We start from the raw sequence: 16,333 nt of genomic DNA, 5'->3' as shown, positions 1-16,333 counted from the left end.
GGATGGCCAGGATGCTGCCGGTCCCCGTGACGGCGCTGCCCCGGGTACAGGACCGAATGTCCTTCCTCTACCTGGAGCACTGCGTCGTCCACCGGGAGGATGGTGCCCTGACCGCCCGCAACGAGCAGGGCACCGTCCACGTCCCGGCAGCATCTCTGGTCGCCGTCCTCCTCGGACCGGGGACGTCTGTGAGCCACCAGGCCATGAGCCTGCTCGGCGAGTGCGGGACGACGGCGGTCTGGGTGGGTGAGCGCGGTGTGCGCTACTACGCGCACGGCCGGTCCCTGGCCACCTCCACACGTCTGCTCGTGGCGCAGGCGTCCCGGGTCTCCTCACCTCAGAAGCGGCTGCGTGTGGCACGTGAGATGTACTGCATGCGCTTCGCCGGGGAGGACGTGGACGGGCTGACCATGCAGCAGCTCAGGGGCCGGGAGGGCGCCCGGGTCCGGGAGGTGTACCGGAGGAACTCGCGCAGGACGGGGGTGGCGTGGACACGACGCGACTACCGTCCTGACGACTTCGAGGCCTCGGACCCGATCAACCAGGCCCTGTCGGCCGCGCACGCGGCCCTGTACGGCGTCGTCCACGGAGTCATTGTCTCCTTGGGGTGCTCGCCGGGGCTCGGCTTCGTCCACACGGGGCACGAACGGTCCTTCGTGTACGACGTCGCGGACCTGTACAAGGCCGAGACGACGATCCCGATCGCCTTCGACGTCGTCGCCGAGGGGATGGAGGATCTCACCGGGACGACTCGGCGGCGCGTGAGGGACAGGATCTTCGAGCTCAAGGTTATTGAGCGGACGGTCCGGGACATCTACCGGCTTCTTGAGGTCGAGGAGACTGAGGACCTGGGCGTCAACGTGGTCTCACTGTGGGACTACCAGCGGCAGTCTGTTGCCGGCGGCGCGAACTACGCCGAGGAGGATGCAGGAGGATGGTAGTTCTCATTCTCTCGGCAGCACCAGCGTCACTACGCGGGACTGTTACCCGGTGGCTCCTAGAAGTGTCATCCGGAGTGTTTGTTGGCCGTCTTTCGGCTCGTGTGCGTGAGCAGTTGTGGGAGCTGGTTCACGCCTACATTGGCGAGGGGCGCGCGCTACTGATCTGGACGGTGCGTTCCGAACAGCACTTCGCAGTCTCGTCGCTAGGCTACGATCGTGAGCCGGTTGACATTGAGGGGTGCCTGGTGATGAGGACGCCCTACCAGCAGATCGAGGGGGCACGGGCGGTCCCGGGCTCGGTCAAGCCGCCCAGGGAGTCGTGGTCCATCGCGGCTCGACGGCGGCGCTACCGCAACTCTGCCGAGCGGGCACTAGGTCAGCAGTGAAGGAAACCGGGGGGTGGTAGACTCCAGGACCGTTGGGATTCCAAGGATCGCCAAGTGTAAACCCCGCACGCGCGGGGATGATCCTGAAAGCCCGCGCCAAGTACACCGCCCTACTGCGTAAACCCCGCACGCGCGGGGATGATCCCGGGGAGGCACTTTTATGCCCACTTTTCCCAGCGTAAACCCCGCACGCGCGGGGATGATCCCTGTTTACTTTTTCACTGTTGATAACGGGGAGAGTAAACCCCGCACGCGCGGGGATGATCCCGCCCGGAATGCGTAGTCAGTAAAGGCCATATCGTAAACCCCGCACGCGCGGGGATGATCCCGACTATCAGCTCCATACAGGCGTCTGTCTCAGGTAAACCCCGCACGCGCGGGGATGATCCCGTGATGTAGTTCTCACAGAATCGGATAGTGATGTAAACCCCGCACGCGCGGGGATGATCCGCCAAAATAAGGGCCCCCAAAACACACCCTAGAGTAAACCCCGCACGCGCGGGGATGATCCCCACAAACGAAACGTGTTCGTCAACTTGGATTAGTAAACCCCGCACGCGCGGGGATGATCCGTATTCGCGATAGCGTAGTCGGCGTATTCCTCAGTAAACCCCGCACGCGCGGGGATGATCCCGTGACGTAGTTCTCACAGAATCGGATAGTGATGTAAACCCCGCACGCGCGGGGATGATCCGCCAAAATAAGGGCCCCCAAAACACACCCTAGAGTAAACCCCGCACGCGCGGGGATGATCCCCATATCCGATACTTCAGGTTTTTGGTGACCTGGTAAACCCCGCACGCGCGGGGATGATCCCCATATCCGATACTTCAGGTTTTTGGTGACCTGGTAAACCCCGCACGCGCGGGGATGATCCAACGCTACGAAGGAGCAGAAGAATGGGCGGGAGGTAAACCCCGCACGCGCGGGGATGATCCGTCCTCGACCTGACACCCACAGGATGTCACCACGTAAACCCCGCACGCGCGGGGATGATCCGTATTTCTGAAAAAACTTTGATCCCACCATCGCGTAAACCCCGCACGCGCGGGGATGATCCGGCGGAGGCGGAGAAGTGGAAGGCGCTCTCCCGGTAAACCCCGCACGCGCGGGGATGATCCCCCCAACACACCCCCACCAAACTTAGGTAAACCGTAAACCCCGCACGCGCGGGGATGATCCGGCCGGGGATCCCCTTGGAGATCTCCTGGTCAAGTAAACCCCGCACGCGCGGGGATGATCCCCCCAACACACCCCCACCAAACTTAGGTAAACCGTAAACCCCGCACGCGCGGGGATGATCCGGCCGGGGATCCCCTTGGAGATCTCCTGGTCAAGTAAACCCCGCACGCGCGGGGATGATCCGGAGCTTCAGAAGTGTCTAAACAATAGGGCCTTGTAAACCCCGCACGCGCGGGGATGATCCCAGGTAGAATCCCTCAGCAGCACCGCCAAGACCGTAAACCCCGCACGCGCGGGGATGATCCCCGTGGCGTTGAAGCCCATTCTTGGACTTTCTTGTAAACCCCGCACGCGCGGGGATGATCCCACCTGTGGACAAGACATTTGTGCGATTACTGAGTAAACCCCGCACGCGCGGGGATGATCCTAGCGTTGACCTTGTCGACAAAAATGTCAAAAGGTAAACCCCGCACGCGCGGGGATGATCCGTCCAGGTGCGCCGATATCGTTATCACTTCCACGTAAACCCCGCACGCGCGGGGATGATCCGTCAGCGTCGCGTGAGGCGACGTCGGCACTGACGTAAACCCCGCACGCGCGGGGATGATCCCCGTCACGGGATAGAACTCGCGGCGATTAACAGGTAAACCCCGCACGCGCGGGGATGATCCCCGTCACGGGATAGAACTCGCGGCGATTAACAGGTAAACCCCGCACGCGCGGGGATGATCCTTAGTCATACACATAAGGTCAGACGGCGGCTTAGTAAACCCCGCACGCGCGGGGATGATCCTCCGGCCGGTATCGGCATAGAGTGTCGGCCAGAGTAAACCCCGCACGCGCGGGGATGATCCCTGAGACGTCAAGCCCGAATTTCTCGTTAATGAGTAAACCCCGCACGCGCGGGGATGATCCCGCAGCATCCGCTAATGCGAATAACGCGCTCACGTAAACCCCGCACGCGCGGGGATGATCCGCGGGCCGTCGTCGCGGACCGGGCGGCCCGCGAGTAAACCCCGCACGCGCGGGGATGATCCCGTAGCCACCCTAACAACTGCCACTGACATCGCGTAAACCCCGCACGCGCGGGGATGATCCCTTGGGCGTGAGTTTCATCCTCAGTGGCGAGGAGTAAACCCCGCACGCGCGGGGATGATCCCTTGGGCGTGAGTTTCATCCTCAGTGGCGAGGAGTAAACCCCGCACGCGCGGGGATGATCCCGATTGGGTCTCGACTCATCCCTATGGGACATGGTAAACCCCGCACGCGCGGGGATGATCCTTCGGCGGCGGTGATCTCACCCTTCTGCATGGCGTAAACCCCGCACGCGCGGGGATGATCCCTGCTGAACGCGCCGGTGACGGTGTCCCAGCCGGTAAACCCCGCACGCGCGGGGATGATCCGGTTGGGCGCGCGTGGCGGATCCTGCGGGACGAGTAAACCCCGCACGCGCGGGGATGATCCGTCGGGTCGCCGTGACGCCGATCACACACGCAGGTAAACCCCGCACGCGCGGGGATGATCCCGCCTCGCTGGCCTCAGTGATCTCGGTCTCAGTGTAAACCCCGCACGCGCGGGGATGATCCCCCCCGCCGTCACCATGGGGAACCACACGGCTTGTAAACCCCGCACGCGCGGGGATGATCCCCCCCCCTCACGGTGCACGCCGCGCGCGTACCGTGCGTAAACCCCGCACGCGCGGGGATGATCCGCCATTCTAACCATCATCAAGATCCGGCAGGAAGTAAACCCCGCACGCGCGGGGATGATCCGGGGGCCGCTCAGCGCCTTCCCCTTCGACCGGGGTAAACCCCGCACGCGCGGGGATGATCCGCCCGGGAAAGGCCACCAGCGGCCCCGCCAGCGGTAAACCCCGCACGCGCGGGGATGATCCGTTGTGGACGTGTGACGCCGATCACGCACGCAGGTAAACCCCGCACGCGCGGGGATGATCCGTCGGGTCGCCGTGACGCTGGTCACGGTGCCCGGTAAACCCCGCACGCGCGGGGATGATCCCCGTATGATCCCCGAGATCACCAAGATGACAGGGTAAACCCCGCACGCGCGGGGATGATCCCCGGTCCTCCCTACCACGCCCCGTATCCACCCAGTAAACCCCGCACGCGCGGGGATGATCCCCGGTCCTCCCTACCACGCCCCGTATCCACCCAGTAAACCCCGCACGCGCGGGGATGATCCGTTGTTGACCACTGTGGCCCGCAGCACATCGTCGTAAACCCCGCACGCGCGGGGATGATCCTCCAATCCACACGAGCAAAAATAAGCGGACCGAGTAAACCCCGCACGCGCGGGGATGATCCCCCCCTCGTCAAGCGCTCCCTGGTGATCGTGGAGTAAACCCCGCACGCGCGGGGATGATCCGAGCAGCGGGATCGGCCGCAACGTCGACATCTTGTAAACCCCGCACGCGCGGGGATGATCCGCGAGAGTGCCGGTGGTCAGGCCGGGGGTCATCCGTAAACCCCGCACGCGCGGGGATGATCCTCGCACTGACCCAAGGCCGTCGGAAACGCCACCGTAAACCCCGCACGCGCGGGGATGATCCGTCTCCTCAGAGACGACGACGGGTTGACCCCGCGTAAACCCCGCACGCGCGGGGATGATCCCCGGACGAGCAGTGGCGGGAACTGCGCTTGGGCGTAAACCCCGCACGCGCGGGGATGATCCGTGAGGCCAAGGCGGCCCCACGGTTTCCCGTGGGTAAACCCCGCACGCGCGGGGATGATCCCGCCCCTGCCTGCCATGGAGATCCACCACCTATGTAAACCCCGCACGCGCGGGGATGATCCTCCAATCCACAAGACGCAAAAAAGCTCTTCAGAGTAAACCCCGCACGCGCGGGGATGATCCCCGACCTCAGACACCCCAAAAACACCTAACCCAGTAAACCCCGCACGCGCGGGGATGATCCTTCTCCGGCGTAATGCTGGGCGTACCCCTGAGCAGTAAACCCCGCACGCGCGGGGATGATCCGCGGTTTTAGGTTGATTTTTCGGGATTCTCCTAGTAAACCCCGCACGCGCGGGGATGATCCCGCCTCCACCGTCGGGTCCTGGGGGGCGTCGCCGTAAACCCCGCACGCGCGGGGATGATCCGGCGTCGTCGCTGAGCGCGGGCTGACCGTAGTCGTAAACCCCGCACGCGCGGGGATGATCCGGCAGCTGTGAGGCTCCAGAGAATCGGTATCGGGTAAACCCCGCACGCGCGGGGATGATCCCGCTGTAGGCGCTTCTGGAAGAGGGCTTCTGTCGTAAACCCCGCACGCGCGGGGATGATCCGGACGCCCAGGCCCAGCAGGCCGCGACCCTGGCGTAAACCCCGCACGCGCGGGGATGATCCCTACGCCCTAGAAAGCGAGAAACGCCAGCCCTTGTAAACCCCGCACGCGCGGGGATGATCCAGGGGGACACATGACGACGGAAAGCCGCTCAGAGTAAACCCCGCACGCGCGGGGATGATCCGTCGGCCGAGCGGATGCCAAAGCACTCATGAACGTAAACCCCGCACGCGCGGGGATGATCCCGCGTGGGGCGCGGTCACGAAGACCGCTATGGCGTAAACCCCGCACGCGCGGGGATGATCCGGACGCCATCCGCGCCGCCACACACCCAGCATGGTAAACCCCGCACGCGCGGGGATGATCCGCCAGAGCCACCATGCTCAACCACGCCCTCGAAGTAAACCCCGCACGCGCGGGGATGATCCCGTCCATCGCAAGATCACCGGGACTCGCACGATGTAAACCCCGCACGCGCGGGGATGATCCACGTCCACTGTCTGGAACTCGGCCGCAGCAAGCGTAAACCCCGCACGCGCGGGGATGATCCGCAGATGTACACTGGAGTCATCGGGAGGGCAGCGTAAACCCCGCACGCGCGGGGATGATCCCCGTTCCGAGGACCATGAAGAAGATATCCATCTGTAAACCCCGCACGCGCGGGGATGATCCTCGGGCCCCTACCGTCGGCGGCCGCGAGACGAGGTAAACCCCGCACGCGCGGGGATGATCCGAGCAGCGGGATCGGCCGCAACGTCGACATCTTGTAAACCCCGCACGCGCGGGGATGATCCCATGTTGCCCTGGGATATGTAGGTCTTAAGCCAGTAAACCCCGCACGCGCGGGGATGATCCCCGCGCTTGCTAGGCCGATCAGTTCTCCGATCGGTAAACCCCGCACGCGCGGGGATGATCCGCTCACAGCTTCTCTGAACGGCCTTCCAGCCCAAGTAAACCCCGCACGCGCGGGGATGATCCTCAGGGGCGCGCGCTGAGGGACGTGACCCTGACGTAAACCCCGCACGCGCGGGGATGATCCCCTGGCGGTACCACGCGCCCGGGGCGCCGGGGTGTAAACCCCGCACGCGCGGGGATGATCCCAGATCGGCGACATGGCGGATCAGATCGGGGACGTAAACCCCGCACGCGCGGGGATGATCCCAGACGGTCGCAGCACGCACATATCATGCCATGGTAAACCCCGCACGCGCGGGGATGATCCGTCCCGGCCGCGTGACGCCAGTCACGCGGCAGAGTAAACCCCGCACGCGCGGGGATGATCCAGCGCGGTTCTCGCTCTCGTTGACCCCGCGTGAGTAAACCCCGCACGCGCGGGGATGATCCGCCAGCCAGGCTCAGGTACTCCCGGGGCTTCTTGTAAACCCCGCACGCGCGGGGATGATCCCACTGCTACAAAGAACACGCAGGAGCCAATCCTGTAAACCCCGCACGCGCGGGGATGATCCCTCGCTCCTAGACCCCTTACAGGAGCTCTCAGGGGTAAACCCCGCACGCGCGGGGATGATCCCACATAGCAAACCCCGGAATCCCGCCAACGCAGGTAAACCCCGCACGCGCGGGGATGATCCAAACCGCGGGGCCACCCCCCTTAAGACCACCAAGTAAACCCCGCACGCGCGGGGATGATCCGGCACCCCCGCTCACGCGGGGTCAACTGGACGGGTAAACCCCGCACGCGCGGGGATGATCCACCCCATCCACCCCGGCCCACACCGGCACACCCGTAAACCCCGCACGCGCGGGGATGATCCCAGCATCTTCGACCGCTCCACGAAACCGCGAGCGTAAACCCCGCACGCGCGGGGATGATCCCACATGGCAAGCCCCGGAATCCCGCCGTCGCGGGTAAACCCCGCACGCGCGGGGATGATCCGTCATTGAGCGCCTGGGTCAGCTCCTGCCAGAGGTAAACCCCGCACGCGCGGGGATGATCCTTTTCCCTTCGATATCAATTTCCTCGAGACTGAGTAAACCCCGCACGCGCGGGGATGATCCGGCGCTTAACGATATCCGCGAGGAGAACGACAAGTAAACCCCGCACGCGCGGGGATGATCCTGCCGGGCGTACCCCTGGGCATAGGGCCAGGCGGTAAACCCCGCACGCGCGGGGATGATCCCCCGGCACGGCCCCGCGGGAAACCACGGGGCCGGTAAACCCCGCACGCGCGGGGATGATCCGCGCGTACCGGCAACCTGCGAGTTGAACTCAGAGTAAACCCCGCACGCGCGGGGATGATCCGCGCGTACCGGCAACCTGCGAGTTGAACTCAGAGTAAACCCCGCACGCGCGGGGATGATCCTGTCATGACTCAGGTGATCCGTCACGTGGGTTTGTAAACCCCGCACGCGCGGGGATGATCCCTGAAAACATACTCCTGAAAATTGAAGCTGTCAGTAAACCCCGCACGCGCGGGGATGATCCTGCTAAACTCTTGCACCTTATGGAAGCTCATAAGTAAACCCCGCACGCGCGGGGATGATCCGCTGAAGGTCGCGCCCTTGGTGTTGCCTGCCTCGTAAACCCCGCACGCGCGGGGATGATCCCCGCGAAGGCGAGCTTCGCGCCGGTGACTATCCGTAAACCCCGCACGCGCGGGGATGATCCTCAGACGACAGGCTCGCCTGGCGGGGCCTCCAGGGTAAACCCCGCACGCGCGGGGATGATCCGATACTCTGGACGCCGTCCTTCAGATTCGTAAAGTAAACCCCGCACGCGCGGGGATGATCCGGGGTCCCGGCCCCGGCCGCACGATTGGTCGCCGTAAACCCCGCACGCGCGGGGATGATCCCGGGCTGTGAACCGGGCCACGAGCTGGTCGCACGTAAACCCCGCACGCGCGGGGATGATCCCCGGGTCAACTCCCGCCGGGAATTCTTCTACGCGTAAACCCCGCACGCGCGGGGATGATCCCCCCCGAATCGTGTCCCGGCGACCTGTGAGTTGGTAAACCCCGCACGCGCGGGGATGATCCCCTCATCACAATCCTTCCAGTCCAAAATGATGTGTAAACCCCGCACGCGCGGGGATGATCCGGACGCTTACATGGGTCCTGCCACCGTCACCGAGTAAACCCCGCACGCGCGGGGATGATCCCTGCGTCCTCACCGTCAGGGCCGGTAACGGCGAGGTAAACCCCGCACGCGCGGGGATGATCCCGGCGATGGGCCTTCCGGACATGATCGTAGCAGGTAAACCCCGCACGCGCGGGGATGATCCTTGAAAGTGCATTACTGGCATTTGCCGCTGCCGGTAAACCCCGCACGCGCGGGGATGATCCTACCATCATCATCCGCATGGAAAAAGAAACCATGTAAACCCCGCACGCGCGGGGATGATCCGATACCGCGAATCGTCTGCCGGAACGTCTCAGGGGTAAACCCCGCACGCGCGGGGATGATCCCAGGATGTCCCCGGGCACCTTCGCGTCCCACGCGTAAACCCCGCACGCGCGGGGATGATCCGCTGGGCAGGCCAGTGTGCTTCGCGACCCACGAGTAAACCCCGCACGCGCGGGGATGATCCGAGGGAGCAACACGACAACGGAAAGCCGCTCAGGTAAACCCCGCACGCGCGGGGATGATCCTTGAGGGGGTAGAACACAATCCGGGGCGCCGGCGTAAACCCCGCACGCGCGGGGATGATCCGGGCCGCCAGCGGCCCCACTGGCACTCACGCGGGTAAACCCCGCACGCGCGGGGATGATCCGGCATCCCAGATCGGCTTGATGACGCCCTCCCAGTAAACCCCGCACGCGCGGGGATGATCCTACGGCATGATCTCACGCATACGTGTCCGCAGCGTAAACCCCGCACGCGCGGGGATGATCCCTTCCCCTTCAATATCCGGTTCCTGGAGACTGAGTAAACCCCGCACGCGCGGGGATGATCCCGGTCACGTTAAAACTCTTGACGATATTGCTGGGTAAACCCCGCACGCGCGGGGATGATCCTGAGGCCACGGTGTACACCAACCAGGCCGGGCCGTAAACCCCGCACGCGCGGGGATGATCCGTCAGCGTCCGGATCCGCCCCCAGCCAGGCCCCGTAAACCCCGCACGCGCGGGGATGATCCGTCAGCGTCCGGATCCGCCCCCAGCCAGGCCCCGTAAACCCCGCACGCGCGGGGATGATCCTAACGGCCTACTAGGAGGTCACCCTCTTGTACTGTAAACCCCGCACGCGCGGGGATGATCCCGCTGCGGCACATGGTCAGACGGCGATCAGCAACGTAAACCCCGCACGCGCGGGGATGATCCGCGACGCAGAATTGCGAATAGCGTTAAGAATGGGTAAACCCCGCACGCGCGGGGATGATCCCGAACGTAAGGGGCTCAGGCCACTCATGAGGCAGTAAACCCCGCACGCGCGGGGATGATCCCGCCAGTTGACAGCGTATTCGTCCGGTTACTGAGTAAACCCCGCACGCGCGGGGATGATCCTTCCCCTAAGGCGGAAGACACAGTTTCCAGCACGTAAACCCCGCACGCGCGGGGATGATCCACCTTCAGTTTCGCCGTCACCTGCCAGCCGAACGTAAACCCCGCACGCGCGGGGATGATCCGTCATCACCGCCCTACAGGAGCACCTCACCACAGTAAACCCCGCACGCGCGGGGATGATCCGGAACACGATGACCACCCCCAACAAGAAGCCCCGTAAACCCCGCACGCGCGGGGATGATCCGTGAGGCCAAGGCGGCCCCACGGGAAACCGTGGGGCCGCCCCACCGTAAACCCCGCACGCGCGGGGATGATCCGGCCCTCCAGGTCGAGGAGGACCTGGCCGAAGGGTAAACCCCGCACGCGCGGGGATGATCCCGTTGCCTTCGTGTACATGTTTCTCCTCAGGGTGTAAACCCCGCACGCGCGGGGATGATCCTCGAGGACTTTCTTTCATGAGACGAGGACGCATGTAAACCCCGCACGCGCGGGGATGATCCCACCCCCCACCACAGCACACCCCGAAAAACGCGGTAAACCCCGCACGCGCGGGGATGATCCTCTGGCAGGGCAGGATCGACGAGGTGCGTACGGGTAAACCCCGCACGCGCGGGGATGATCCGAGTCTGGCTAATGTTCCCCTTCGTCGCCACGGGTAAACCCCGCACGCGCGGGGATGATCCAACTTAGGTAAACCTAACCCACCCATAACCCTTGTAAACCCCGCACGCGCGGGGATGATCCGGACTTCTCCCGCCGCCGGACGTCATCATCACCGTAAACCCCGCACGCGCGGGGATGATCCTGGATAACCACGCGCTTCTACGGATGGACGGACGTAAACCCCGCACGCGCGGGGATGATCCCCGCCCACGACGACCATACGACCGCGCCACGCGTAAACCCCGCACGCGCGGGGATGATCCCGGCCCCCAGCCCGAAAGGGCATCCCCGCTCACGTAAACCCCGCACGCGCGGGGATGATCCGACAACCTTGCCGTCGGCGTCGGTGATGACGCCGTAAACCCCGCACGCGCGGGGATGATCCCGTGCCCGACAAGGAGTAGTTTTGGCTGTTAACGTAAACCCCGCGTGTGCGGGGATGATCCGGGTAGCACAATTCGACAACCTTAAGATTCGTGGTAAACCCCGCGTGTGCGGGGATGATCCTAAGCGAAAGTGCCCATTACCGAGCGTGCGAGTGTAAACCCCGCGTGTGCGGGGATGATCCTGTGGGCGGTAGCAGTGAGGCGTCTAGTAGTGAGTAAACCCCGCGTGTGCGGGGATGATCCTGTATGATCGGAAATCCTGAGGTCCGTCGGTGGGTAAACCCCGCGTGTGCGGGGATGATCCTACCCTGTCAACTGGGGTGAACGCTGCGGGTAAGTAAACCCCGCGTGTGCGGGGATGATCCGCCGCTCAGAGACGCTCACAGCGCCCCTGAGCGGTAAACCCCGCGTGTGCGGGGATGATCCGGCGACCGAGCGCCTCCGCCTGGACCACCTCCTGTAAACCCCGCGTGTGCGGGGATGATCCCGTCCTCAAGATCGTCCGGGAGACCGGCGACGAGTAAACCCCGCGTGTGCGGGGATGATCCCCCGTTTTTTATGACCTCTGATGAGGCCTCGCGGTAAACCCCGCGTGTGCGGGGATGATCCCCACCTAACCCCCACAGGGCCACACACGACGGCGTAAACCCCGCGTGTGCGGGGATGATCCCCCCAACACACCCCCACCAAACTTAGGTAAACCGTAAACCCCGCGTGTGCGGGGATGATCCCATGCGGCGCATGCGGGCTGAGTCCGTGCGCGTGTAAACCCCGCGTGTGCGGGGATGATCCGGCCGCCTGGCCGGCCCCGACCGAGCCGGACGGGTAAACCCCGCGTGTGCGGGGATGATCCTTGCGCCGATCCCTGACGTACAGTATACCTGCGGTAAACCCCGCGTGTGCGGGGATGATCCCCACCGCATGAGAGAGAGTCATTCACATCACCCGTAAACCCCGCGTGTGCGGGGATGATCCCCACCGCATGAGAGAGAGTCATTCACATCACCCGTAAACCCCGCGTGTGCGGGGATGATCCCATGCGGCGCATGCGGGCTGAGTCCGTGCGCGTGCAAACCCCGCGTGTGCGGGGATGATCCTCAGTGGCCACGTGACGCCAGTCACGCGGTCACGTAAACCCCGCGTGTGCGGGGATGATCCCCAGTGGCCACGTGACGCCAGTCACGCGGTCACGTAAACCCCGCGTGTGCGGGGATGATCCAGAAGGGTGAGCCTACTCACATGAGGTGCGTCTGGTAAACCCCGCGTGTGCGGGGATGATCCCAAGGTGCTGGATCTGCTGACTGCCGTAGTCAGGTAAACCCCGCGTGTGCGGGGATGATCCGGGTGGCGCGACATGGACGGGGGCTGGCAGGGGGTAAACCCCGCGTGTGCGGGGATGATCCCTCAGACGTGCTGCGTGACGTAGTGCACGACTAGTAAACCCCGCGTGTGCGGGGATGATCCCACGACCGACGGCCTGCGCGAGGCGACCATCGGGTAAACCCCGCGTGTGCGGGGATGATCCCACGAGCTGGCGCGTGGGCTGCTCGGCCCCGGAGTAAACCCCGCGTGTGCGGGGATGATCCCGCCCTCCGCCGCGCCGGCGTGGACGCGACCGCGTAAACCCCGCGTGTGCGGGGATGATCCCCTGCGCCGCACTAATGCGGCGTACCAGCGCCTGTAAACCCCGCGTGTGCGGGGATGATCCGCTGGTGTGGATGTACTCCCCCAGCGGGGTCTCGTAAACCCCGCGTGTGCGGGGATGATCCGAAGTACTGAGAGCATAGGAAACGCCCGGTAGTGTAAACCCCGCGTGTGCGGGGATGATCCCGGGTCCGCCACAGACCCTGGCGGGCAGCGGCGGTAAACCCCGCGTGTGCGGGGATGATCCCGCGGGGTCAACTGTAAGAAGCGAGAGTGCCGGGTAAACCCCGCGTGTGCGGGGATGATCCCGCGGAGTTCACCGCCTCGTGCAGGGTGTCAGAGTAAACCCCGCGTGTGCGGGGATGATCCGGCGTATAGATCTCGTTACGAACGTAGTCAACTGTAAACCCCGCGTGTGCGGGGATGATCCCGCCGATACTGTACAGCCAACGGCGGACCTCAGGTAAACCCCGCGTGTGCGGGGATGATCCTTAGGGTTAGTGAGCCAGTTCACAACAGCGTCAGTAAACCCCGCGTGTGCGGGGATGATCCCTGTGGCGTCAGGGTTACCAGGGCATTCTTCATGTAAACCCCGCGTGTGCGGGGATGATCCGAGGGCGGCGGCCCAGGTGGAGGAGGACGACGTGTAAACCCCGCGTGTGCGGGGATGATCCCTACTCCTGGGCCGGCGCCCGGGGCCTGGCCGTCGTAAACCCCGCGTGTGCGGGGATGATCCTCTCCTGGACGCCCAGGAGCGGATCGAGCGTGAGTAAACCCCGCGTGTGCGGGGATGATCCGGCCGCGGACAGCCGACGCCCCGACCCCCGTCCGTAAACCCCGCGTGTGCGGGGATGATCCCGCCCTGAAGGACACCGTCCGGGACGGCGTCAAGTAAACCCCGCGTGTGCGGGGATGATCCGCCGCTGACAAAGCCCCCGCGGGGCCAGAGGTGGTAAACCCCGCGTGTGCGGGGATGATCCTCATACATGATTGGTGGGTGGTGCGCGTGCCCGGTAAACCCCGCGTGTGCGGGGATGATCCGACATCCATGACCTCCACGGCGTACCCGCGGGAGTAAACCCCGCGTGTGCGGGGATGATCCGGACGGCACCCTCATCACCGCCGAGGAGCTCAAGTAAACCCCGCGTGTGCGGGGATGATCCCCATCTGCGGGATGACCGTCAGCGGCTCGGGCCGTAAACCCCGCGTGTGCGGGGATGATCCGTTCTGCCGCATGCTCGCCGGACGCGGCGAGGTGTAAACCCCGCGTGTGCGGGGATGATCCGCCCGCGACCTGGACCGACCCGGACCTGTTCGCGTAAACCCCGCGTGTGCGGGGATGATCCGGCCACGAGCCTCCCGGCGGGACGCTACTGGCCGTAAACCCCGCGTGTGCGGGGATGATCCCCCGACAAGGCAGGGGACGACGACACGGACGCCGTAAACCCCGCGTGTGCGGGGATGATCCACCGGCGCGGCAACGTGCGCAAGGGCCTGAACGTGTAAACCCCGCGCGTGCGGGGATGATCCAAGCCGTGGGATTGTCATACATATTCACAGGGCGTAAACCCCGCGTGTGCGGGGATGATCCGTGGCTGCGCCTCGCAGCCCACGCCAAACGCCGGTAAACCCCGCGCGTGCGGGGATGATCCGCGCCGGTGGTGACGGCCCTTCCCGGGCTTCAGGTAAACCCCGCGCGTGCGGGGATGATCCCGTTACTAGCCTCGACGAGGTTTGTCAAGTGGTGTAAACCCCGCGCGTGCGGGGATGATCCCTGCGCTTGGGCTTCGACACCAAAGCTCGCCTAGTAAACCCCGCGCGTGCGGGGATGATCCGGACTCATGCCCCCGCCGGACGTCATCATCACCGTAAACCCCGCGCGTGCGGGGATGATCCGTCTTTTAACGTAACTGTTAATAAGGATTCTGCGTAAACCCCGCGCGTGCGGGGATGATCCCGCCGTCATGCGCCAGAAGGGCGAGAAGAAATGGTAAACCCCGCGCGTGCGGGGATGATCCCCGTAGCGGGGAACGTAAACCCCGCGCATGCGGGGATGATCCGGCCACCTGGGCGGACAAGACCCTTGTCGCCGAGTAAACCCCGCGCATGCGGGGATGATCCCGCGGAGTCCTGGGCCCCCCAGGCCGGGCGCAGGTAAACCCCGCGCATGCGGGGATGATCCCCCCAACACACCCCCACCAAACTTAGGTAAACCGTAAACCCCGCGCATGCGGGGATGATCCCCCCAACGGCTACAACACCGACTACGTCCGGGAGTAAACCCCGCGCATGCGGGGATGATCCGGTCAGCCTGCCCGACCCCATGCCCGCCATCAGGTAAACCCCGCGCATGCGGGGATGATCCTTCGTGGCGGCGATTCCCGCGTGCCCGCGCTCCGTAAACCCCGCGCATGCGGGGATGATCCCCCCGGAATCCCGCCGTCGCGATCACCCTAGCAGTAAACCCCGCGCATGCGGGGATGATCCCGCCCCAGGAAGGAGAGTCTCTGCGCCTACGGAGTAAACCCCGCGCATGCGGGGATGATCCGGCCCGGTGCGCCGATATCGTCATCACGTCAACGTAAACCCCGCGCATGCGGGGATGATCCCGTCACCGAGGGGGTGACCCGCTGCTTCGCCCAGTAAACCCCGCGCATGCGGGGATGATCCGTCCTCCGGGGCCACCACGTCGGGGCGGCGCAGGTAAACCCCGCGCATGCGGGGATGATCCCCTCCGCTTCCCGTCGGAGTCGTAGCGGGAGGCGTAAACCCCGCGCATGCGGGGATGATCCGGGTCAGGTCTCCTCGGGCTCGTCGGGCCAGGCGTAAACCCCGCGCATGCGGGGATGATCCGAAGCACCCCGGCAGCACGGACATTTTGGCGAGGTAAACCCCGCGCACGCGGGGATGATCCGGAGGTGCGGGGCTGATGGCCAAGAGCGTCACCGTAAACCCCGCGCATGCGGGGATGATCCGACCAGCCAGTGGCCGCGCCCGTCGTGGACGGCGTAAACCCCGCGTGTGCGGGGATGATCCCATGGACTTGATGCCGTCGAGCAGGCCACGGATGTAAACCCCGCGTGTGCGGGGATGATCCGGAAAAACGCCATGCTCGTCACCCTTGAGCAGGGTAAACCCTGCGTGTGCGGGGATGATCCGTTCTCGGTCGTGAGCTTACCCTGACCGGCGGTGTAAACCCCGCACGCGCGGGGATGATCCGACGGGGTCGGAGTTCTACCACGCCCCGGTAAAGTAAACCCCGCGCGAGTGGGGATGATTCCCGTTCCCAGGGCATTGCATAGGGCCAGTCACGCATCACAGGACTCCAAGCTGCACTGGTTCTTACATACCTCATTAATCCTTGTACCGCCAT

Annotated in this window: 2 protein-coding genes, 1 pseudogene and 2 CRISPR repeat arrays; all 3 genes and pseudogenes read left to right on the top strand. The window is 64.9% G+C overall.

The window, feature by feature from the left end; genetic code table 11:
* Window positions 1-2: 2 nt before the first annotated feature.
* Window positions 3-941, top strand: a complete 939-nt coding sequence (cas1e, locus tag JJJ15_RS09685; protein WP_106110460.1) for a type I-E CRISPR-associated endonuclease Cas1e — start codon at window positions 3-5, stop codon at window positions 939-941.
* A pseudogene (gene cas2e / locus JJJ15_RS13220) lies at window positions 935-1,123 on the top strand (type I-E CRISPR-associated endoribonuclease Cas2e); the annotation flags it as partial. The gene cas1e and the pseudogene cas2e, both read left to right, overlap by 7 nt.
* A gap of 66 nt (window positions 1,124-1,189) precedes the next feature.
* Window positions 1,190-1,327, top strand: a complete 138-nt coding sequence (locus JJJ15_RS13215) for a hypothetical protein (protein ID WP_246742298.1) — start codon at window positions 1,190-1,192, stop codon at window positions 1,325-1,327.
* 56 nt (window positions 1,328-1,383) lie between these two features.
* Window positions 1,384-14,978: direct repeats of the CRISPR family, unit length 28 nt; unit sequence GTAAACCCCGCACGCGCGGGGATGATCC.
* Between the two features lie 14 nt (window positions 14,979-14,992).
* Window positions 14,993-16,240: direct repeats of the CRISPR family, unit length 28 nt; unit sequence GTAAACCCCGCGCATGCGGGGATGATCC.
* Window positions 16,241-16,333: the final 93 nt, after the last annotated feature.

The sequence above is a fragment of the Actinomyces sp. HMT897 genome (assembly GCF_016626125.1).
Taxonomy (GTDB): Bacteria; Actinomycetota; Actinomycetes; order Actinomycetales; family Actinomycetaceae; genus Actinomyces.
Note: the sequence above shows the minus strand (reverse complement) of the source record. Positions and strands in the feature narration are given on the sequence as shown.

Excerpts from the sequence above, each read along its gene's own strand:
- JJJ15_RS13215 (WP_246742298.1), top strand. The coding sequence starts at position 1,190 with ATGAGGACGCCCTACCAGCAGATCGAGGGGGCACGGGCGGTCCCGGGC.
- cas1e (WP_106110460.1), top strand. The coding sequence starts at position 3 with ATGGCCAGGATGCTGCCGGTCCCCGTGACGGCGCTGCCCCGGGTACAG.